We start from the raw sequence: 19,400 nt of genomic DNA, 5'->3' as shown, positions 1-19,400 counted from the left end.
TGTCAATTTTTTGAAATTGTAGAGTTATGGAATTTAAAGCGGTATTACAACAACTTAATAAAGATAAAAAAGAATATGCGAAGGGCGTTGGTACACCGCTTTTGGTGTTGGCTGCGCTGGGCATGGTTATTTTACCACTGCCTCCATTCCTGCTTGATATATTATTTTCGTTTAATATCGCGCTTGCGTTAGTTGTATTACTGGTCACTGTATACACCATGAAGCCGCTTGAGTTTGGTATGTTCCCAGCGGTGCTGTTAATCGCAACCATAATGCGCTTAGCACTCAATGTGGCCAGTACCCGGGTGGTACTGCTTGAGGGTCATAACGGTGGGGATGCTGCTGGTAAAGTCATTGAAGCATTTGGTTCAGTGGTAATCGGTGGTAACTACGCCGTGGGCTTGGTGGTGTTTTTAATTCTGATCATCATTAACTTTGTGGTAATCACCAAAGGTGCTGGTCGTATTTCAGAGGTATCAGCGCGTTTTACTCTAGATGCTATGCCAGGTAAGCAAATGGCCATAGATGCAGATATGAATGCCGGTTTTATCAGTGCCGAGCAAGCCAGAGAACGTCGTGAGGAAGTAACCCGTGAAGCTGACTTTTATGGTTCTATGGATGGAGCTAGTAAATTTGTAAAAGGTGATGCTATTGCTGGCATAGTCATTTTAGTGATCAATATTGTGGGTGGCTTATTTGTTGGCATGATCCAACATGATTTAAGTTTTTCACGCGCTATGGAAGTATACACACTATTGACCATTGGTGATGGCTTAGTCGCGCAATTACCTTCATTACTACTTTCAATTGGTACTGCAATTGTTGTAACCCGTCAAAATGAATCGCACAACATGGGCGATCAGTTTAAGAAGCAATTAGGTAACGAAAAGTCGTTATTTATTGCCTCAGGTATCCTTATTACTATGGGCTTAGTCCCAGGTATGCCACACCTTGCATTTTTAAGCTTAGGGGCGCTTTTAGGTTACCTTGCATACTATACTCAACAAAATAAACTGAAATTAGCCGCTGCAGAAGCAGAAGAAGCCGAAAATGCGGCCTCAGGTACCGGAATTGCGGCTAAACAAGAGCAAAAAGAACTGGGTTGGGATGATGTTCAACAAGTTGATGTTATTGGTTTAGAAGTCGGTTACCGACTCATTCCTCTCGTTGACCAATCACAAGGTGGCGAGCTGTTAAACCGTATTAAAGGAGTGCGTAAAAAACTATCTCAAGAGCTAGGCTTTTTAGTGCCGCCGGTGCATATACGCGATAATCTAGAACTCGACCCAAATGCATACCGCATAACCATGATGGGTGTATCAAGTGGTGAGGGTGAGCTTAAACATGGTGATGAATTAGCGATTAACCCAGGCCAAGTATTTGGCCCGTTAAAAGGAATTGAAACTAAAGATCCTGCGTTTGGTTTAGATGCAGTTTGGATAAAACCTGATCAAAAAGATGAAGCACAGTCTTTAGGTTACACGGTGGTTGATTCGGCTACCGTGGTGGCAACCCATATTAGCCAGTTACTCACCAATAGCGCCGCTTTATTACTCGGACATGAAGAAGTACAAAACTTATTAGATATGTTAGGTAAGAGTCACCCTCGCTTAGTTGAAGGACTTGTACCTGAGGTATTACCGCTGACCACCATCGTGAAAGTACTACAAAATTTATTAAACGAAGGGGTGGCAATACGAGATATGCGCTCAATTGTTCAAACCCTTGTTGAGTATGGCCCTCGCAGCCAAGACCCAGATGTATTAACGGCTGCAGTGCGAATATCACTGCGTAGATTAATCGTTCAAGATGCCGTTGGTATGTCTTCTGAAATCCCTGTCATAACCTTGGCGCCTGAGTTGGAACAGATGTTGCATCAGTCACTTCAAAATGCAGGTGATGAAGGTGCCGGAATAGAACCAGGGCTTGCTGATAGACTTCAAACATCATTGAATGAAGCGCATCAAAATCAAGAAATGGCCGGTGAACCTTCAATATTGCTAACGTCAGGAATGTTACGCACTGTGTTATCTCGATTTGTTAAATACACCATTCCAGGATTGCGAGTGATGTCTTATCAAGAGATACCAGATGAAAGACAGATCAAGATTGTCAGCTCTGTAGGCCAACAATAAGATTTTAAAGGGGTTTGAATTATGAAAATTAAACGTTTTTTTGCTAAAGACATGCGCACTGCACTAAAAGAAGTAAAAGAAGAGTTGGGTGTTGATGCGGTTATTATGTCAAATAAAAAACTAGCTAATGGCGTTGAAATTGTTGCTGCAGTTGATTACGACAAAGCAGCGACAAAACCGCCAGAGCAGCCTCAAAGCCAACCCGCTGCAAGAGCTTCATTTGCACATACTGAGCAAAGTTCACATAATTTTGTTAAACCAGAACCGCAACGCGCTCAACCTAAGCCACAAGCAAAGGTTGCAGATAGCTTACAAGCCTTACTAGAGCGTCAGTCTCCACGTCCTCGTTCAGCAGAGCTTGCTTCAATGTTTTCACACTCTGGCATTGACACTTCTGGCCACTATCAAGAACAAGAGCCTGTGCAATCACGACCTAAAAATATGTTTGAACGTGAACAAAGCGCGCCAGTGCGTCCTCGCACCCAAGCCGATAGCTTAGGTTTTGACGATTTAGACAGTGGCTTTGACGATTTAGATTCACCCAGCGCACCGCGTCAGCAAACAATGCATAAAGAATCCAGTGACATCAGCACAATGCGTGAAGAAATGAACGCAATTCGTCAACTATTAGAGCACCAAGTATCAGGTTTAATGCAGCAAGATATGGCACGTCGCGACCCGACCCGTGCATGTATGATTGACCGCTTAGTCGGTATGGGGATAGAGAAAAATGTTGCTGAGCAAATGGCATGTTTTGTACCAGATGATGTGTCTCGCCAACAAGGCTGGAAAGCTTTATTGAACATGGTTGAAGATCAAATGCAAACCACGAACAACGAAATACTTCGCCAAGGCGGTGTTTTTGCGTTAGTCGGACCTACTGGCGTGGGTAAAACCACCACAGTTGCAAAACTGGCAGCATTGGGTGCACAAAAATACGGTGCCGATAAAGTAGCGCTTATTACTACCGATACCTACCGTATTGGTGCTTATGAGCAGCTAGCAACGTATGGTCGTATTATAGGTTGTGGCGTTAAACAAGTTAAAGATGCAAATGAATTAGCAGAAGTTTTATACCATTTACGAAATAAACGTCTAGTCTTAATTGATACAGCGGGAATGAGTCAACGTGATTTACGCTTAACCGAGCAGTTAAACACCTTGATGCGTAATCAGCGTGTTGATATACGTAGTTATTTAGTATTAAGTGCGACGGCGCAAATTAATGTATTACAAGAAACAGTAAGGCACTTTAAAAAAGTACAGCTAAGCGGATGTATTTTTACTAAACTTGATGAGTCATTGAGTTTAGGTGAGATTATTAGTATTGCGATTCAAAATCGTCTCCCAATAGGGTATCTTACTAACGGTCAGCGAGTACCAGAAGATATTAGAGTGGCAAATGCCGAAAAACTAGTAAAAAAAGCTGAGCAATTGTATTTAAAAAGAATAAAAGCACAACAATCACGACACCAATCAGTGGCGTCGAGCACAGTAGAGATGTATGATTAACACAGTTTTAGATCAAGCAAGCGGCCTTCGCAAAATGAGCAAGAATAATAATAACGGCGTAAAAGTTATCGCTGTCACCGGCGGCAAAGGTGGAGTGGGTAAAACGAACGTATCCCTTAACACGGCAATCGCGTTAGGCCAACAAGGCAAACGTGTGCTTGTACTAGATGCTGATTTAGGATTAGCGAATTGTGATGTGATGCTTGGACTGCGCGTTGAGCGTAATTTATCTCATGTTTTATCGGGCGAATGTGAACTTGATGATATTTTAGTCGAAGGTCCCGCAGGCATAAAAATAGTGCCTGCAACATCGGGTTCGCAAAGTATGGTTGAGTTATCACCCTCAGAGCACGCTGGACTTATTCGTGCATTTAGTGAACTTAACACCGACTTTGATATTTTAATTGTTGATACCGCTGCGGGTATTTCCGATATGGTGCTGAGTTTTTCTCGCGCAGCGCAAGATGTGGTTGTGGTGGTATGTGATGAGCCTACATCAATTACCGATGCCTATGCTTTAATTAAAGTACTTAGCCGTGAGCACGGCGTTTATAAATTTAAAATTGTTGCCAATATGGTGCGTAGTTTACGCGAAGGGCAGGAATTGTTTGCAAAACTTTCAAAGGTTACCGACCGATTTTTAGATATATCAATGGAGTTGGTTGCAACGGTTCCATATGATGAAAATATGCGCAAATCAACGCGCCGCCAAAAAGTAATTGTTGAGGTTTTTCCTGGGTCGCCTGCTGCAATTGCTTTTAAAACACTGGCTACAAAAATTGCTAAGTGGCCAACACCTAGTCAAGCCTCGGGTCATTTAGAGTTTTTCATTGAGAAACTAGTTAGTAACTAACAATGACAATACCGGTGAATAGAGCTATGGGATATCAGTCAACACAGAATTTAAATATGATTGTTGAAAAGCATGCCTCATTAGTCAAGAAAGTGGCGTGCCATTTAATTGCTCGTTTACCGGCCAGTGTGCAGCTAGATGATTTAATTCAATCGGGTATGATTGGTTTAATTGAAGCTTCAAAAAACTTTGATGCAAGCAAAGGCGCAAGCTTTGAAACCTTTGCCGGTATTCGTATTCGTGGTGCGATGATAGACGAAATGCGCCGAGGCGATTGGGTTCCACGTTCAGTTCACAGAAAAAGCCGTTTGGTTGCAGAGACTATTGTTGCGCTTGAGAACAGTTTAAACCGTGAACCTAAAGATAGTGAAGTTGCTGAAAAACTTGAAATTTCGCTAAATGAGTACCATCATATTTTAAACGATGTAAATGTAAGCAAAGTGTTAGGCATTGAAGACCTTGGTATAGATGATGATGTGATTACACCTCATGGCCAAGATTTAGCACTAGACAAACCGTTCAATAATGTTAAAAATGAACGGTTTAATGAGTCTTTACTCAGTGCAATAAAGTCGTTACCGGAAAAAGATGCAATGGTGCTTTCTTTGTACTATAACGATGAGATGAATTTAAAAGAAATTGGGCATATACTCGATGTAAGTGAATCGCGTGTAAGTCAGATACATGGTCAGGCGATGATTAAGCTTAAAGCAAAAATCAATGACTGGATAAACTAGAAGTAAGTAAATAAAGGTTCAGGCCTCACTGGAGGATGTTTTGGATAAAAACATTAAAATTCTTGTTGTTGATGATTTCTCAACAATGAGACGTATTATTAAAAACCTGTTGCGCGATTTAGGTTTTACCAATGTTCAAGAAGCAGATGACGGGTCAACTGCTTTGCCTATGTTGCAAAATCAAGCGTTTGATTTTGTTGTAACAGATTGGAATATGCCAGGCATGCAAGGTATTGATCTTTTGAGGGCAATTCGAGCTGATGAAAAATTAAAGCATATTCCTGTTTTAATGGTTACAGCAGAAGCTAAAAAAGAACAAATAATTGCTGCGGCCCAAGCAGGTGTTAATGGTTATATTGTTAAACCATTCACTGCAGGTACATTGAAAACTAAATTAGAAAAAGTGTTCGAACGCTTAGGTTAATGAGAGGGAGAGGCTTATGTCAGCACCTGCTGCGCCTCAGATTACTTTAGAACAAGCTCGCCAGTTAGTTGTTTTTTTAGAAAATGGTGAGCAAGATAAAGCGAATCAGTTAATTTTAGAAACAGCTTCACAAGAGCAATCACAGTTATTTGCTGAGGTGGGTAAGTTGACGCGTCAACTGCACGAAGCTTTAAAAAGTTTCGAGTTAGACACGCGTTTAACAGACATTACCACTGATGCCATCCCTGACGCAAAAAAACGCCTTAACTATGTCATGGAAATGACAGAAAACGCAGCCAATAAGACAATGGATGCGGTAGAAGCAAGCTTACCATTAGCACAAGAAATCGCTGACGAAATAGCTGATATCAAGCCAACGTGGGATCGTTTAATGAACCGCGAAATAGAGCTTGGTGAGTTTAAATCACTTTGTCATAGTATTGATAAGTTTATGAGCAGTTCTCATCACAAAACCGATGAGTTACAAATGCTGATGACTAATGTGCTGATGGCTCAAGACTATCAAGATTTAACCGGTCAGGTTATTCGCCGTGTTATTGAACTTGTCCGTGAAGTTGAAGAAAGTTTAATTCACCTGTTAACTGCATTTGCAGCGCAAGGTGGTGAGGTTGAACCAACTGAACAACCAGAAAAAATAGAAGATCCCATTGTTGCACAAACACTAGCAGGTCCCGAAGGGCCTATTATTGATAAAGAAACGCGTAATGATGTTGTATCTGATCAAGATGAAGTTGATGATCTATTATCAAGTTTGGGCTTCTAATAGGAGAGTACTGCATGAGCTTTGAAGTCGATGAAGATATTTTACAAGACTTTTTAGTAGAGGCCGGAGAAATCCTTGAGCTTTTATCTGAACAGTTAGTAGAACTGGAAAACAACCCAGATGATACTGAGCTACTAAACGCAATATTTCGCGGTTTCCACACTGTAAAGGGTGGCGCTGGCTTTTTGGCTATGACAGAGCTTGTTGATGCATGTCATGGTGCTGAAAATGTGTTTGATTTACTGCGCCAAGGTGTAAGAACAGTTAACTCTGAATTAATGGATGTGATTTTACAAGCACTGGATACCATTAATGAAATGTTTGCCACGATTAAAAATCGTGACCAGCCAGAGCCTGCTGATCCAGAATTACTTGCAGTACTTCACAAACTTGGACAGCCACCGACAGCAGAAGAGCTTGCCGGCGATTCTGTGGTTGAAGATATAGCTCCTGTCGAAACCCCATCGGTAGAGCCCGAACCAGTTGCAGAGCAACCGAGCAACGATGCTGAAGAAGACCCGTTTGCTTTTGATGAATTATTTAGCGGTTCAGATAGCAGCAGTACTGAGTCTCAGATTGATGAAATAACCGAAGACGAATTCGAAAGCCTACTTGATGAACTTCATGGAAAAGGGCAAGCCCCACAAGAAAAACAATCATCATCAAGTGACAATGATGTCAGTGGTGATATAACTGACGATGAGTTTGACAGCTTATTGGATGAACTTCATGGTGTAGGCAGCTTTGGCGAAGTGAGCCAAGCAACCGCAAGTACACCACAACAAACACCATCAGCCCCTGTGGCTCCACCAAGTAACGAGCAAAGCTCGGGCGATGATGAAATAAGTGACGACGAGTTTGAAGCGTTACTTGATGAACTTCATGGTAAAGGTGCACCTAAGTCGATAGAAACACCGGCTCCTGTAAGTAAACCAGAACCAGTGGCAGCTAAAAAGCCAGAACCAGTTGCTGCAGCTAAGCCACAGCCTAAACCAGAGCCAGCTAAGCCGGCTCCTGCGGCACAAGCAGCTAAAGCTGCGCCGCCTAAAAAAGCAGCGCCTCCACCGGCAGAAACAACAGTACGTGTTGATACCAAACGCCTAGACCAAATAATGAACATGGTGGGCGAGTTAGTACTTGTGCGAAATCGCTTAGTGAGTTTGGCGACTAATTCTGATAGCGAGGCTATGGGTAAAGCTATTTCCAACTTAGATGTTGTGACTGCTGATATCCAAGGTGCAGTAATGCAAACACGAATGCAGCCAATTAAAAAAGTATTTGGCCGTTTTCCTCGTGTTGTACGTGACTTAGCACGAACACTTAAAAAAGATATTAATTTATTACTTGTCGGTGAAGACACCGATTTAGATAAAAATTTAGTGGAAGCATTGGCCGATCCATTGGTGCATTTGGTTCGCAACTCGGTCGACCATGGTATTGAAATGCCCGATATTCGTGAAGCATCGGGTAAACCTAGAACAGGTACGGTGACTTTATCAGCTTCGCAACAGGGTGATCATATTCTACTTACCATCCAAGATGATGGTGCCGGTATGGATGCTGAAAAGCTTAAAAAGATTGCGATTAGTAAAGGGGTGCTTGATCACGACCAAGCGAGTCGTCTTTCTGATACTGAAGCTTATAACCTTATTTTTGCACCTGGGTTTTCAACCAAAGAAGAAATCTCAGATATTTCTGGCCGTGGTGTTGGTATGGATGTGGTTAAAACAAAAATCACTCAGCTCAATGGCTCGGTTAACATAAAATCAGAAATGGGCGTAGGGACTACTTTAGAAATCAAAGTTCCACTAACACTTGCGATATTGCCTACCTTAATGGTGGTGGTGGGAGAGCAAACCTTTGCCTTGCCGCTAGCGGGTGTAAGTGAAATATTCCACTTAGATTTAACAAAAACTAATGTGGTTGATGGCCAGCTAACGATTATTGTTCGTAAAAAGTCGATTCCATTATTCTACCTTGAACATTGGCTTATAAAAGGCGCTGATAGAGGTCAGCGAAAAGCACAAGGGCATGTCGTTATTGTGCAAATAGGGACTCAAAAAGTAGGGTTCGTTGTTGATTCACTAATAGGTCAAGAAGAAGTGGTGATCAAGCCTCTAGATGCATTATTGCAAGGTACGCCGGGTATGGCGGGTGCGACTATTACCTCTGATGGTGGAATTGCACTGATATTAGATGTACCGAGTATGCTAAAGCATTACGCTGGATAATAAAAAGTAGGTATAAACTTTATGCCTACCCATTCATTGAATAAGAGAGCGAAATGGCTGTTAAAGTTTTAGTAGTTGATGATTCAAGCTTTTTTCGCCGCAGAGTGAGTGAAATTCTTGAACAAGACAGCGGCATTGAGGTAATAGGCTTTGCTGTAAATGGCCGAGAGGCCGTCGAAAAAACAGCTCAGTTACGTCCTGATGTTATCACCATGGATGTTGAAATGCCGGTGCTGGATGGTATTAGTGCTGTGAAAGAGATCATGGCGAGTAATCCAACACCTATTTTAATGTTTTCATCGTTAACACGAGCAGGGGCATCTGCCACTTTGGATGCGCTTGATGCTGGGGCGATGGACTTTTTACCTAAAAAGTTTGAAGATATTGCTCGCAATAACGATGATGCAATTAAGTTATTGCAAAATAAGGTTAAGGAAATAGGCCGCCAGCGTATTGGAAGAATTACGAGAACGGCCCCATCTCCAAGTATTAGTAAACCAGCGTCAAACAGCTCTGAACGCTTTTCTAACCTTGCTAAAAAGCCGATAGTTCAACCTGATCGTAGCTTTAATAATGTGAGTCCTGCACCTACTAACAGCAGTGCCTCAGCGCGTGCCAGTGGTAAGCAGTATCAGTTAGTTGCTATTGGTACATCCACAGGTGGGCCAGTTGCACTGCAAACTATTTTGACGCAATTACCTGCTAATTTTCCACACCCTATTTTACTCATACAGCATATGCCTGCTGCATTTACCCCGGCCTTTGCTACTCGCTTAGATGGCTTGTGTAAGATTAAGGTAAAAGAAGCGCAGCAAGGCGATAGATTACAACCTGGGTGCGCTTATTTAGCGCCAGGTGGCCAGCAAATGATGGTAGAAGGACGTGGTTCTAATAGAACCCTTCGTGTGTTTGAAGATAAAAATGAACGAGTAAACTATAAACCAAGTGTTGATATTACCTTTGCCAGTGCTGCCAAAGCATATCAAGGTGATGTGCTTGCCATTATTTTGACAGGCATGGGTGCAGATGGTCGTGATGGTGCTCGCATGCTTAAGCAAACTGGCGCTACAATTTGGGCTCAGGATGAAAAAAGCTGTGTTGTCTATGGTATGCCTCAGGCGATAGCCAGTGCAGGTTTAGCAAGCGAAAGCATTAGCCTTCATGATGTGGCTGCACGCTTAAAAAGAGAGGTTGGCTGTGGATAAGCTTTCTGTTTTAGGATTACTGGTTGCATTAGGTGCTATTGCAATCGGTTATTCTTTAGAGGGAGGTGTGGTATCTGCGCTGTTTAATGGGCCTGCACTAATTATTGTATTAGGCGGTACATTAGGTGCGGTGATGCTACAAACATCAGCCAATACATTTAAAAAAATGCTTAGTATTACTCATTGGGTTTTTGTTACCGACGACCATGATATTGAAGATGCGATTGAGCAAGTAAAACGCTGGTCGCATAAAGCCCGTCAAGAAGGGTATTTAGCATTAGAAAACGAAGCACTTGCGCATTCAGATCCCTATGCTGCCAAAGGACTGAGTTTATTAGTTGATGGCTGTTCAGAGCAAAAACTACGCGATACCCTCGAGATTGACTTATTACTTGAGCGAGAACGATTACTTGAGGCTAGCCGGGTATATGAAGCAATGGGTGGGTATAGCCCAACTATTGGTATTTTAGGTGCGGTACTTGGGCTTATTCAAGCCATGTCATTTATTAACGATCCTGAGCAGTTAGGAACGGGTATTGCCACCGCGTTCATTGCAACTATATATGGTGTTGGTTTGGCTAATTTATTGTTTTTACCTATGGCCAATAAGCTAAAGCAACGGGTTGAACAAAAGATGCTTTATCACGAAATGTTAGCGGAAGGTGTAATTGCTATTAGCCAAGGTGAGAGCCCTATTAATATTGAACTAAAGCTTGAAGCCTACCGCGTTGAACGTCCAATTTTACAGGCCCATTAGCGCCTATGTTACGCCGTCGCTTACGTCATCACCAATTAAAGAGCCAACATACTGAGCGTTGGTTAGTTTCTTATGCGGATTATATGACCATAATGTTTGCATTTTTTGTTGTATTGTATGCAATTGCGATAAACAAAGAAGACAACATCAAGGTTTTATCTGATTCTCTTGAGCATGTTTTTGATAAGTCTGCAAAACAATATTCTCAGCAGGGTAACGGGGTAAATGGTGATGCTTTATTGCTTGAAAGGGTGACCCCTGAGGCTGAAATACTCTATGGCGAAAGTATTCAAGAGCAAGAACAAGGCCCAATGTTACTCGATGGTCAAAGTGACAATAGCAATATTAGTCAACGCCACTTAGGTAAGCCGCTGGATAGTTTATTGGCTAAATTACAATCGTCGCTGATTGATGAGATACGCAGTGGCGAGGCTAGCTTAGAACTAAGCCAAGACTGGTTGGTTATTGAGCTCAATTCCGGATTGTTGTTTGCCAGTGGTAGTGCTGTTGCACATAACAAGGCCAAAGAGATTGTAAAAAAAATTGAAGCAATCATCGCATCAGTCGATAACTATATAAGAGTACGCGGGTATACAGATAACGAAACCATACGAAATGAAATATTTCGTTCTAATTGGGAGTTATCAGTGGCGCGTGCAACCTCAATATTAGTTGAGCTAGAGCGTTTGGGCATTGAATCCGCGCGCATGGCCATTGAGGGATATGGTCAATACTCTCCCTTTGCCGATAATAATACCGAAGCTGGGCGTGCTGAAAACCGTAAAGTCGTGATTGCACTTTCTAAATATGGTTTAGCACCCGAGCCCTCTGATGAACAAACGAGATCATCAATTTCAGTATCAGAGCAAAGTCAGCCAGAAATTGAGCTACCAGCCCAAGACGATACAATAAAAATAATTCGTTTACCGCATGGTGGCATCCGTGTTACAACGCGCAACGAACAGTAATTAGGATGTAATGTGAAAGTTTGGACAGTAGCCAATCAAAAAGGGGGAGTAGGCAAAACCACTACAGCGGTTAGCCTTGCAGGGATCCTTGCGCTTCAAGGCAAGCGTGTGTTATTGATTGATACAGATCCTCATGCTTCACTAACCTATTACTTTGGTATTGATTCAGAAGATTTAGAGGTCAGTGTTTACGATATTTTTACTCGCGGCTCGAGTATGAAAAGTGAAGAAATACTGCAAGCATTATGCCCCTCAACAATTGAAAACCTAGATATTTTACCCGCAACTATGGCGATCGCGACACTTGACCGTAGCATGGGTAATAAAACGGGAATGGGCCTGATTTTAAAAAAAACACTGGCTAAAATTAGCGAGTATTACGATTACGCAATTTTAGATTGTCCACCTGTTTTAGGTGTGCTGATGGTCAATGCGCTTGCCGCCTGTGAAAGAGTGTTAGTGCCGGTGCAAACTGAGTTCTTGGCGCTTAAAGGGCTCGATAGAATGATGCGTACTATGGAGTTAATGCAAACCTCTCAAGCGAAAAGCTATGAATATACTATAATTCCAACTATGTATGATAAACGAACCAAAGCATCGCTTGAGGCCTATAAAACATTACAAGAAACGTATAAAGAAAAAGTATGGCCAGGCGTTATTCCTGTTGATACTAAATTTAGAGATGCAAGTTTAGCGCAAAAAGTACCGGTAGATTTTTGCCCAAATGCGCGTGGAGTCTATGCTTATAAAGCATTACTTAAATATTTAATAAAACAAGGTTAATAAATGAGTAAGCAATTATTTGCTAATGAAAAAGTAGTCACTCAGTACTTAGGGGCGTTATTATCTGATGACGAACCAACAAAAGACCTTGAGCCTGTTGCTAAACTGCTTGAGCAGGTAACGTATGAAGAGCAAAAAGAACAACCAGTAATAGTTGAGCCTGTTGTTGAAGTTGAAAAGCTCAATAAGCAAGTATCGAATGTAGAAATTGACACCCACCAAGAGCAACACGTCGTGCCTGAGCAAGAGGTGGTTGTAGGTGGTGAAGCTGACTACTTTGATGGTGAGTTTCAAGCGCTGTTTTTTGAAGTGGCAGGGCTTACTTTAGCGGTGCCGCTAAAAGCCTTAGGTGGCATTCATGAGCTTGGAGAAGTAAATCATTTATTTGGCAAGCCTAAGTGGTTTAAAGGGGTTATGATCAACCGAGAAGAAAAGCTCAATGTTGTTGATACCGCTCGCTGGGTTATGCCTGAAAAGTACGATGAGCAGTTAGAGGCATCTTTAAATTATCAATATCTCATCACTTTAGGTGATAGCCAATGGGGTTTATTAGCAGAAAAACTAATAAATAACATTACATTGAGTAAAGAAGATGTAAAATGGCGTACAAATAACAGTAAGCGCCCATGGCTTGCTGGAGTAATTAAAGAAAAAATGTGTGCTTTAATAGATGTTAATAATTTAAACGCACTATTAGAGAAAGGCTTAGATAGCCGTCACAAGTAATGACCATTACGAGGTAAGAGCATGAGTGAAGATAAATTACTGTCAGCTAAGAAAAATGCAGATAATAATGATGAGATTTTGCAGTGGGTTACGTTCAAGCTAGAAGATGAAACTTATGGCGTAAATGTAATGCAAGTGCAAGAAATACTGCGTTACACCGAGATTGCTCCTGTACCAGGTGCGCCTTCGTATGTGATTGGTATTATTAACTTACGTGGTAATGTTGTTACCGTTATTGATACTCGCTCTCGTTTTGGTTTACCTGATATTGAAGCGACGGATAATTCACGTATTTTAATTATTGAAGCAGAAGAGCAAGTGATTGGCATTTTAGCCGATAGCGTTTCTGAGGTTGTTTACCTACGTAGCTCTGAAATTGACAGTGCGCCAAATGTAGGTACAGAGGAAAGTGCTAAATTTATTCAAGGTGTATGTAACCGCGACAATGAGTTACTTATTCTGGTTGATTTAAATAAACTACTTAGTGATGACGAATGGGATGAGTTAAGCGATATATAAGCTTCTCTACATAAAACTATGTTATTACTTGGTATTGCTATTGCGGGTTTAGTTTTTGGACTATTCTCGCTGCTTTTAATTGTGATGTTTAAAAAGCGCTATGCGAGTGAGCTTGGCGCGCAATTACAACAGTTTAAAGATTCATCAGAGCAGATTAATATTTTACGTAGCGAAGTGTCTGAGTTGCGAACCGGTTTACTGAGTATTGGTAAGCGTGTGCTTGAGGTAGAACAACAAAACCAAGAGCTGATACAGCAACAAGCAGCTCAAAAATACGATGACCCCGATGCTAAAATATACTCTCGTGCAGTAAAAATGGTTGAGTTAGGTGCTGATTTAGATGAGGTTATTCGCGAATGTGAATTACCCCGCGCCGAGGCTGAACTGTTGTTTTCATTACACAAACAAAAAGGCGCTTAGCGCCTTTTTTGCTTTTATAACACTGCGTTATGCTTTTATATTTAGCTTTCCCTGAAAGTCTTGCCAACCAGGCGGAAACTTTCCTCTAACCACGTATGAAAACGCAATGAGCTCAGCAATAACAAAGTACAACTCTTTGGGGATCTCTTCTGCGAGGTCTAGTTTCGATAGTGTATTTGCAAGTGCTTCATCTTGATGGATTAAAATTCCTTTTTCTTTGGCTAGGGCAATAATTTCATCCGCCAGTTCACCAAACCCTTTAGCACTTACAATGGGTGAATGTCCCGCCTCGTAGAGTAGTCCAATTGCTGAATTGCTTTTTGATGACTCAGTCATGGCTAAACCTTAATATTAATAATGGCATGCGATTGGTAAAATGCTTGATGGTTATCATCCGCTCGTTTTAGTTTAAGCTCACCCACTTGTAAGCCTTGTTTTGCCAGTTTTGAGCGTAAATTATCAAGATGTGGATGAGCTAAAGCGCTCACCGCTTGGGTTGAGGCTAACAACTGACAATCTAAAGCTTTATCCATGAGTTCTGCGATTATTTGTAGCTTACCCAGCTCGGCATAATCAAAGTTGAGCCTGACAAACCAGACATTTTTATCCGCTAGTTTACCGCTACTGTGCTTTTTATACTGCCCTAAAGTTATTTCTGTTTGCGCCGCTTCAGCAGGTAACTTCATCGGTAATAAAAATTGCACCAAGGCGTTTGTGTCAGGTTGTTGACTAATAGCAGGCGTTTGTACTTGGCTTAATGTGTTCTTAATTTGGGTTAATTCACCTGCTAATGCTTGTACTTGTGGTTGCTGTAATTGTTCCAACAATTTATTGGCGCTATTACCCACTTTAAACGTCGGTAATAAAACCTGCAGTAAAGCTTCTAAACCCGTTTGATTATTAATACTCACCGCACTTGGATTTTGGTTAATGATAGGCGCGGCTAAAATGCTTAATGAAAGCTGTTCAACACCTCTATTAAACGAGCTTTGTAAGATGTCGCTTTGAAGTTGTGTGGGCTTTATGGTGCTGAGTATTTCGCGCTGTATGGTTGCTGGGTGCAAATTACTATCTGACAACATGCGATTAAAAGCCTGATTAACTAAACGGTTTAAATCGGTTCCTTGATCAGTCAGTTTGCTTGTAATGGTATTAAGTTGGCTGCTTACTATTTGGTTGGTCGCATCTTTTTGTTCTATTGAGGTGTTTGGACTGTGTTTTAAAACCGTCGCTAATAAGAGTTTTTCTAAAGGCTGTAAGCTCTGACCAAATGTAACTGCGTTAGTTGGTGAGGATGAAAAAGGAGTCACTAAAGGAGATAAAGCGTGTGCTGCTAACGGTTGTTGTTGCCACATAGAAACGCTTGATTTTATTTGCTGGGTAAATTGCATTAGGGGCGGCGCTAAATTTGACACGCTTTTTAATTGTATCATGTCAATTTTTTGCATTGGGGTGAGCCATTTTTGCTGAGCATTGCCTGTAAATTCTGGTTTTTGAGATGAGCTTACCGAGGTCGTAAATGGCTTGCTTTCAAAGTACTTTACTGCATCTAAAATACGTGTTTTAAAATCAGCAAAACTGCTTTTTAACCATGATTGTATGGGACTATTTATCGTGCTGAGCGGATGCTGTTTACTTGGCGAGGAATCAATTAGGCCTTGCGATTGTTGCAAAGAGAGCATCTCATTAAACGGTTTACTAAATGAGTTTTTAAGGCTCACAGTCATATTATGATAAGCGGTTTTGATCAGTAATTTATCTGCTTGGTGAGTAATGTTTACCTTAGTCGGGATGGTAGGTAGTTCACTTAATTGTCGATGACTTAGGTTAATAGTTAATGAGTCTTTAAAAGAGTTTGGGCTTAATACCGCAAACTTAGGCATAGCATGAAGCTGAGCAGGGGTTAAATTACTGGCAAGCAACTGTGTTAGTTTGGCTTGGTTTATTGGCTGTGAATGCACTATATCAGCAAAACGGTTAATAATATTAAGTCGTGTACCTTTGCTATCCGTTTCAATCATCCCCTTTATTAAAGGCTCATCTGCGAGTAATTGTGCAACGTGTTTATTAATAGCAATACTGGCATTAAATTTTTCAATGACCAACTTTGGTGTTGGTTGTAATACCACCTGAAGTGATAGTGGACTGTTTTGAATATCACTTTGGGTGTTTATAAAATTTAAAAATCGTTGCAACTGAGCCGGTTGTTTAATTGTTAAAGTTGTATTGTTAGGGATGATGGTTAAGTTTTTACCATCTGCACTTAACTGTATGTTAGCGCTAGCTATTTTTTCAACGTTTGTGAATGTCTCAGTTGTCCCAAGGCGAATCGTTTGCCAATGCTTATTCATAAACACATCAAGCGTGACTGAATCTTTAGAAAACTGAATATTTTTTGCCGCCAGCACTTCAGGTGGCAGTGTTGCTAACGCAGCCTTACCTGAATCAGTTGTTTGATTACTAACCTGTGGGTTAGACAATGTGATGTGCGTTGGTGTATTCATTATTTTATATCAAGTTTTCTTTATTTTAAGTAAATCGATTCTAAAGCAATATTCGTATTACCCTATCATTATGGTAGACTTACGGCTAATTTTTGGCAGAGAGAATCGTCATCTTGTTACACATTAAGTCCGTTACTTGTATCAAGCAAGAGCGTTGTTTGTTTGATGAACTTAATTTTAGCCTTAAAAGCGGTCAAATCATGCAGTTAGCTGGCCCTAATGGGGCTGGTAAAACATCATTATTGCGCATTATTGCTGGTTTTTCGCTGCCGGATGAAGGTGATATTTTATACCTAAATCAATCTATCAAAAAATATTATGACGAATATGCCAGAGACTTATTATTTATAGGCCATAAAACCGGTGTTAACGTACAACTTAGTGCACTTGAAAATGTAGCACATTGGTTGGCTATTAATGGTTATGTTGATACTCCTGACTTATACCCTTTATTAAGTAAGTTAGGTTTAGTGGGGCTGGAAGATGTACCTGTAAGAACGTTATCTGCGGGTCAACAGCGGCGGGTGGCTCTCGTTCGATTATGGTTATCTGAAGCGAAGTTATGGATTTTAGATGAACCTTTCACGGCGCTAGATAAAAGCGGGGTTGCCTTTTTACAGCAACGTTTTACTGAGCACTTATCAAAGGGGGGCGCTATTTTGTTAACAACACACCAAGATTTAACCACCCACTTTAGTGACTTACAAACGTTGACTTTGGAGTACCGCCACTAATGATACGACAGCATTCATATTGGCAGTTATTTGTCGCTGTATTTAGCAAAGACGTTAAGCTCGCTTTTCGTCAGCGCGCTGAAATAGTTAATCCTATCTTGTTTTTTTTAATTGTTATCTCACTGTTTCCATTAGCCATAGGGCCTGAGCCAGGCTTGCTATCAAGAATGGCCCCGGGCATTATTTGGGTTGCGGCTTTACTCTCGACCATGCTTGGCCTTGATAAACTGTTTAGAGATGATTACCACGACGGCTCTTTGGAGCAGCTCATTGCTTCGTCATACCCCTTATCATTAACGGTGCTGGGCAAAGTAGCCGCACACTGGGTGATCACCGGCCTCCCGTTAGTGCTAATGACTCCTTTATTTGCTTTACTACTAAATTTAGAAACGACGGCCCTAATGGCTACGTTATTAACGCTATTATTGGGCACGCCTTTATTAAGCTTCATAGGCGCAATAGGGGCGGGCTTGACTGTGGGATTACAAAAAGGCGGCATTTTAATGAGTCTGCTCGTTTTGCCTTTGTATATTCCGGTTTTAATTTTTGCAACTTCCGCTATTGATACCAGCACTATGTCGCTGGATTACAGTGGTCAGCTTGCAATCCTTGGTGCGATGTTAGTCGTTGCGACTATCAGTGCGCCAATTGCCATATCATCAGCATTAAAAGTGAGTGTAAGTTAATATGTGGAAGTGGTTACATCCGTATGCGAAAGCAGAGCGAGCATATCAATTATGCAATACTCTACTGCCATATTTTGCAGTAGTAACGGTTATTAGTATGATTGTCGGTTGGGTATGGGGATTAGGTTTTGCTCCTGCCGATTACCAACAAAAAGACAGTTACCGTATTATTTTTATTCACGTGCCCTCCGCTATTTTATCTATGGGCGCCTATTCATCAATGGCGATTGCTGCCATTGTTGCGTTGGTATGGCAATTACGCAATGCAGAGCTTGCGGTGATTGCAATAGCACCCGTAGGTGCCTGCATGACCGCAATAGCCTTAATCACCGGTGCTGCGTGGGGTAAACCTATGTGGGGTGCTTGGTGGGTATGGGATGCACGACTGACCTCTGAACTCATTTTGTTATTTTTATATCTAGGGGTGTTGTCTTTGTACCATGCCTTTGAAGATAAAAAATCAGCCGGTCGCGCCGCGTCTATTTTAGCTATTGTTGGGGTTATTAACTTGCCTATCATTCACTTTTCGGTGGAATGGTGGAATACCCTGCATCAAGGGGCAAGCATCACTAAGTTTAACCGCGACGCGGTAGATCCAAGTATGTTTTGGCCGTTAATGATTAATATTTTAGCCTTTGCCGCGTTTGTTGGTACTGTGACTTTAATTCGTCTTAAAAATGAAATTTTACACCGTGAAAAGCACCGCCCATGGGTGCGACAGTTGTTAACTAAGGGGTAATTATGCAGTTTGACTCGTTTTCAGATTTTATTGCAATGGGAGGCTATGGCTTTTATGTATGGCTTTCTTTTGGTACATGCGCATTAATTTTATTAGGCATTTTATTTAGCTCGTTACGCGACAAAAAACAAATTTTAGCGTCGGTAGAGCAGCAAATTGCGCGTGAAACTCGAATTAAAAATTCTAAGCAGGAGCAAACCTCGTGAACCCTAGACGTAAAAAACGCCTTTTGGTTATTATTGCCGTACTCTTTGGTATTGGTGGATCAATTGGTTTAGTGTTGTACGCCTTACAAGAAAACATTAATTTGTTTTACACCCCCAGTGAATTAATTGATGGTAAAGGCCCGAATAAAGAAAAGCCTCATATAGGACAAAAGCTCCGCATTGGCGGTATGGTTGTCCCTGGTACAGTGCAAAGAAATGAGCAAAGCTTACAGGTAAGCTTTAAGTTGATTGATACTGGCCCATTGGTCACGGTGCGTTATCAAGGAATTTTGCCTGATCTATTTCGTGAAGGGCAAGGAATTGTTGCACAAGGTGTGTTAGTTGAACCTAACGTCATTGAAGCGTTTGAAGTACTGGCTAAACATGATGAAGAATATATGCCAGCCGAGGTTGCCGAGGCAGTAAAAGGAATTAAGCACGAGAAACCAAAATACAATTTAGATAGTGGGAGCTAAT

General features: G+C 41.4%; 21 protein-coding genes. 19 read left to right on the top strand and 2 right to left on the bottom strand.

Annotated features, from left to right (window positions below; genetic code table 11):
- Positions 1-26 precede the first annotated feature (26 nt).
- From flhA to AAGD16_RS11085, 14 genes are read left to right on the top strand one after another with little or no spacing between them, the layout of a single operon-like run.
- On the top strand, positions 27-2,135 hold the full coding sequence (gene flhA / locus AAGD16_RS11150) for a flagellar biosynthesis protein FlhA (RefSeq protein ID WP_008112204.1): 2,109 nt from the start codon (positions 27-29) through the stop codon (positions 2,133-2,135).
- A 21-nt stretch (positions 2,136-2,156) separates the two neighbouring features.
- Positions 2,157-3,647: a flagellar biosynthesis protein FlhF gene (gene flhF / locus AAGD16_RS11145; RefSeq protein ID WP_013465549.1), complete on the top strand. Its 1,491-nt coding sequence runs from the start codon at positions 2,157-2,159 to the stop codon at positions 3,645-3,647.
- Entirely contained in the window at positions 3,640-4,500 is an 861-nt protein-coding gene (locus AAGD16_RS11140) for a MinD/ParA family protein (protein WP_010387928.1), read from the top strand. Before flhF ends, AAGD16_RS11140 begins: the two co-directional genes overlap by 8 nt.
- 26 nt (positions 4,501-4,526) lie before the next feature.
- Positions 4,527-5,237, top strand: a complete 711-nt coding sequence (locus AAGD16_RS11135; RefSeq protein WP_008112209.1) for an RNA polymerase sigma factor FliA — start codon at positions 4,527-4,529, stop codon at positions 5,235-5,237.
- Positions 5,238-5,277: 40 nt separating this feature from the next.
- Positions 5,278-5,661: a chemotaxis response regulator CheY gene (cheY, locus tag AAGD16_RS11130; protein WP_008112210.1), complete on the top strand. Its 384-nt coding sequence runs from the start codon at positions 5,278-5,280 to the stop codon at positions 5,659-5,661.
- 16 nt (positions 5,662-5,677) lie between these two features.
- Entirely contained in the window at positions 5,678-6,445 is a 768-nt protein-coding gene (locus tag AAGD16_RS11125) for a protein phosphatase CheZ (protein ID WP_010387932.1), read from the top strand.
- Between the two features lie 14 nt (positions 6,446-6,459).
- Positions 6,460-8,676, top strand: coding sequence for a chemotaxis protein CheA (locus AAGD16_RS11120; RefSeq protein WP_064662609.1), 2,217 nt, complete (start codon positions 6,460-6,462; stop codon positions 8,674-8,676).
- Positions 8,677-8,729: 53 nt separating this feature from the next.
- Positions 8,730-9,881 (top strand): chemotaxis response regulator protein-glutamate methylesterase, encoded by a 1,152-nt coding sequence (locus AAGD16_RS11115; RefSeq protein WP_377111749.1) that lies wholly within the window; start codon positions 8,730-8,732, stop codon positions 9,879-9,881.
- Positions 9,874-10,638 carry a flagellar motor protein gene (locus AAGD16_RS11110; protein WP_028833993.1) on the top strand — a complete coding sequence of 255 codons (765 nt, stop codon included), beginning with the start codon at positions 9,874-9,876 and terminating at the stop codon, positions 10,636-10,638. Before AAGD16_RS11115 ends, AAGD16_RS11110 begins: the two co-directional genes overlap by 8 nt.
- A gap of 5 nt (positions 10,639-10,643) precedes the next feature.
- Positions 10,644-11,606 (top strand): flagellar motor protein MotB, encoded by a 963-nt coding sequence (locus AAGD16_RS11105; protein WP_377111745.1) that lies wholly within the window; start codon positions 10,644-10,646, stop codon positions 11,604-11,606.
- Positions 11,607-11,618: 12 nt separating this feature from the next.
- Positions 11,619-12,389 (top strand): ParA family protein, encoded by a 771-nt coding sequence (locus AAGD16_RS11100; protein WP_008112222.1) that lies wholly within the window; start codon positions 11,619-11,621, stop codon positions 12,387-12,389.
- Between the two features lie 3 nt (positions 12,390-12,392).
- Positions 12,393-13,115 (top strand): chemotaxis protein CheW, encoded by a 723-nt coding sequence (locus AAGD16_RS11095; RefSeq protein ID WP_008112224.1) that lies wholly within the window; start codon positions 12,393-12,395, stop codon positions 13,113-13,115.
- Positions 13,116-13,136: 21 nt separating this feature from the next.
- A complete protein-coding gene (locus AAGD16_RS11090; protein ID WP_008112225.1) occupies positions 13,137-13,634 on the top strand; it encodes a chemotaxis protein CheW in 498 nt (165 codons plus the stop codon).
- An 18-nt stretch (positions 13,635-13,652) separates the two neighbouring features.
- Positions 13,653-14,054, top strand: coding sequence for a DUF2802 domain-containing protein (locus AAGD16_RS11085; protein ID WP_008112228.1), 402 nt, complete (start codon positions 13,653-13,655; stop codon positions 14,052-14,054).
- Positions 14,055-14,081: 27 nt separating this feature from the next.
- Here the strand turns inward: AAGD16_RS11085 and AAGD16_RS11080 are convergent, their stop codons facing one another.
- Complete coding sequence (locus tag AAGD16_RS11080) at positions 14,082-14,390, bottom strand: EscU/YscU/HrcU family type III secretion system export apparatus switch protein (protein ID WP_010387940.1); 309 nt, start codon at positions 14,388-14,390, stop codon at positions 14,082-14,084.
- 2 nt (positions 14,391-14,392) lie between these two features.
- The gene (locus tag AAGD16_RS11075; protein ID WP_377111739.1) at positions 14,393-16,558 is read right to left on the bottom strand and encodes a flagellar hook-length control protein FliK; all 2,166 of its coding nucleotides are present in this window, start codon (positions 16,556-16,558) and stop codon (positions 14,393-14,395) included.
- Between the two features lie 113 nt (positions 16,559-16,671).
- Between AAGD16_RS11075 and ccmA the strand changes: the two genes are divergently transcribed.
- The 5 genes from ccmA to ccmE are packed head-to-tail and all read left to right on the top strand — an operon-like array spanning position 16,672 to position 19,399.
- Entirely contained in the window at positions 16,672-17,292 is a 621-nt protein-coding gene (gene ccmA / locus AAGD16_RS11070) for a cytochrome c biogenesis heme-transporting ATPase CcmA (protein WP_138764392.1), read from the top strand.
- The gene (gene ccmB, locus AAGD16_RS11065) at positions 17,292-17,978 is read left to right on the top strand and encodes a heme exporter protein CcmB (RefSeq protein ID WP_128583049.1); all 687 of its coding nucleotides are present in this window, start codon (positions 17,292-17,294) and stop codon (positions 17,976-17,978) included. The genes ccmA and ccmB overlap by 1 nt, the downstream gene beginning before the upstream one ends.
- 1 nt (position 17,979) lies before the next feature.
- Positions 17,980-18,717 carry a heme ABC transporter permease gene (locus tag AAGD16_RS11060; RefSeq protein WP_029609912.1) on the top strand — a complete coding sequence of 246 codons (738 nt, stop codon included), beginning with the start codon at positions 17,980-17,982 and terminating at the stop codon, positions 18,715-18,717.
- Between the two features lie 2 nt (positions 18,718-18,719).
- Positions 18,720-18,923 (top strand): heme exporter protein CcmD, encoded by a 204-nt coding sequence (gene ccmD, locus AAGD16_RS11055; RefSeq protein ID WP_008112240.1) that lies wholly within the window; start codon positions 18,720-18,722, stop codon positions 18,921-18,923.
- Complete coding sequence (ccmE, locus tag AAGD16_RS11050; RefSeq protein ID WP_008465420.1) at positions 18,920-19,399, top strand: cytochrome c maturation protein CcmE; 480 nt, start codon at positions 18,920-18,922, stop codon at positions 19,397-19,399. Before ccmD ends, ccmE begins: the two co-directional genes overlap by 4 nt.
- Position 19,400: the final 1 nt, after the last annotated feature.

The sequence above is a fragment of the Pseudoalteromonas sp. M58 genome, from assembly GCF_042604605.1.
Classification (GTDB): domain Bacteria; phylum Pseudomonadota; class Gammaproteobacteria; order Enterobacterales; family Alteromonadaceae; genus Pseudoalteromonas; species Pseudoalteromonas tetraodonis.
Note: the sequence above shows the minus strand (reverse complement) of the source record. Positions and strands in the feature narration are given on the sequence as shown.

Excerpts from the sequence above, each read along its gene's own strand:
- flhA (WP_008112204.1), top strand. The coding sequence starts at position 27 with ATGGAATTTAAAGCGGTATTACAACAACTTAATAAAGATAAAAAAGAA.
- flhF (WP_013465549.1), top strand. The coding sequence starts at position 2,157 with ATGAAAATTAAACGTTTTTTTGCTAAAGACATGCGCACTGCACTAAAA.
- AAGD16_RS11140 (WP_010387928.1), top strand. The coding sequence starts at position 3,640 with ATGATTAACACAGTTTTAGATCAAGCAAGCGGCCTTCGCAAAATGAGC.
- AAGD16_RS11135 (WP_008112209.1), top strand. The coding sequence starts at position 4,527 with ATGGGATATCAGTCAACACAGAATTTAAATATGATTGTTGAAAAGCAT.
- AAGD16_RS11125 (WP_010387932.1), top strand. The coding sequence starts at position 5,678 with ATGTCAGCACCTGCTGCGCCTCAGATTACTTTAGAACAAGCTCGCCAG.
- AAGD16_RS11120 (WP_064662609.1), top strand. The coding sequence starts at position 6,460 with ATGAGCTTTGAAGTCGATGAAGATATTTTACAAGACTTTTTAGTAGAG.
- AAGD16_RS11115 (WP_377111749.1), top strand. The coding sequence starts at position 8,730 with ATGGCTGTTAAAGTTTTAGTAGTTGATGATTCAAGCTTTTTTCGCCGC.
- AAGD16_RS11105 (WP_377111745.1), top strand. The coding sequence starts at position 10,644 with ATGTTACGCCGTCGCTTACGTCATCACCAATTAAAGAGCCAACATACT.
- AAGD16_RS11095 (WP_008112224.1), top strand. The coding sequence starts at position 12,393 with ATGAGTAAGCAATTATTTGCTAATGAAAAAGTAGTCACTCAGTACTTA.
- AAGD16_RS11090 (WP_008112225.1), top strand. The coding sequence starts at position 13,137 with ATGAGTGAAGATAAATTACTGTCAGCTAAGAAAAATGCAGATAATAAT.
- AAGD16_RS11085 (WP_008112228.1), top strand. The coding sequence starts at position 13,653 with ATGTTATTACTTGGTATTGCTATTGCGGGTTTAGTTTTTGGACTATTC.
- AAGD16_RS11080 (WP_010387940.1), bottom strand. The coding sequence starts at position 14,390 with ATGACTGAGTCATCAAAAAGCAATTCAGCAATTGGACTACTCTACGAG.
- AAGD16_RS11075 (WP_377111739.1), bottom strand. The coding sequence starts at position 16,558 with ATGAATACACCAACGCACATCACATTGTCTAACCCACAGGTTAGTAAT.
- ccmB (WP_128583049.1), top strand. The coding sequence starts at position 17,292 with ATGATACGACAGCATTCATATTGGCAGTTATTTGTCGCTGTATTTAGC.
- AAGD16_RS11060 (WP_029609912.1), top strand. The coding sequence starts at position 17,980 with ATGTGGAAGTGGTTACATCCGTATGCGAAAGCAGAGCGAGCATATCAA.
- ccmD (WP_008112240.1), top strand. The coding sequence starts at position 18,720 with ATGCAGTTTGACTCGTTTTCAGATTTTATTGCAATGGGAGGCTATGGC.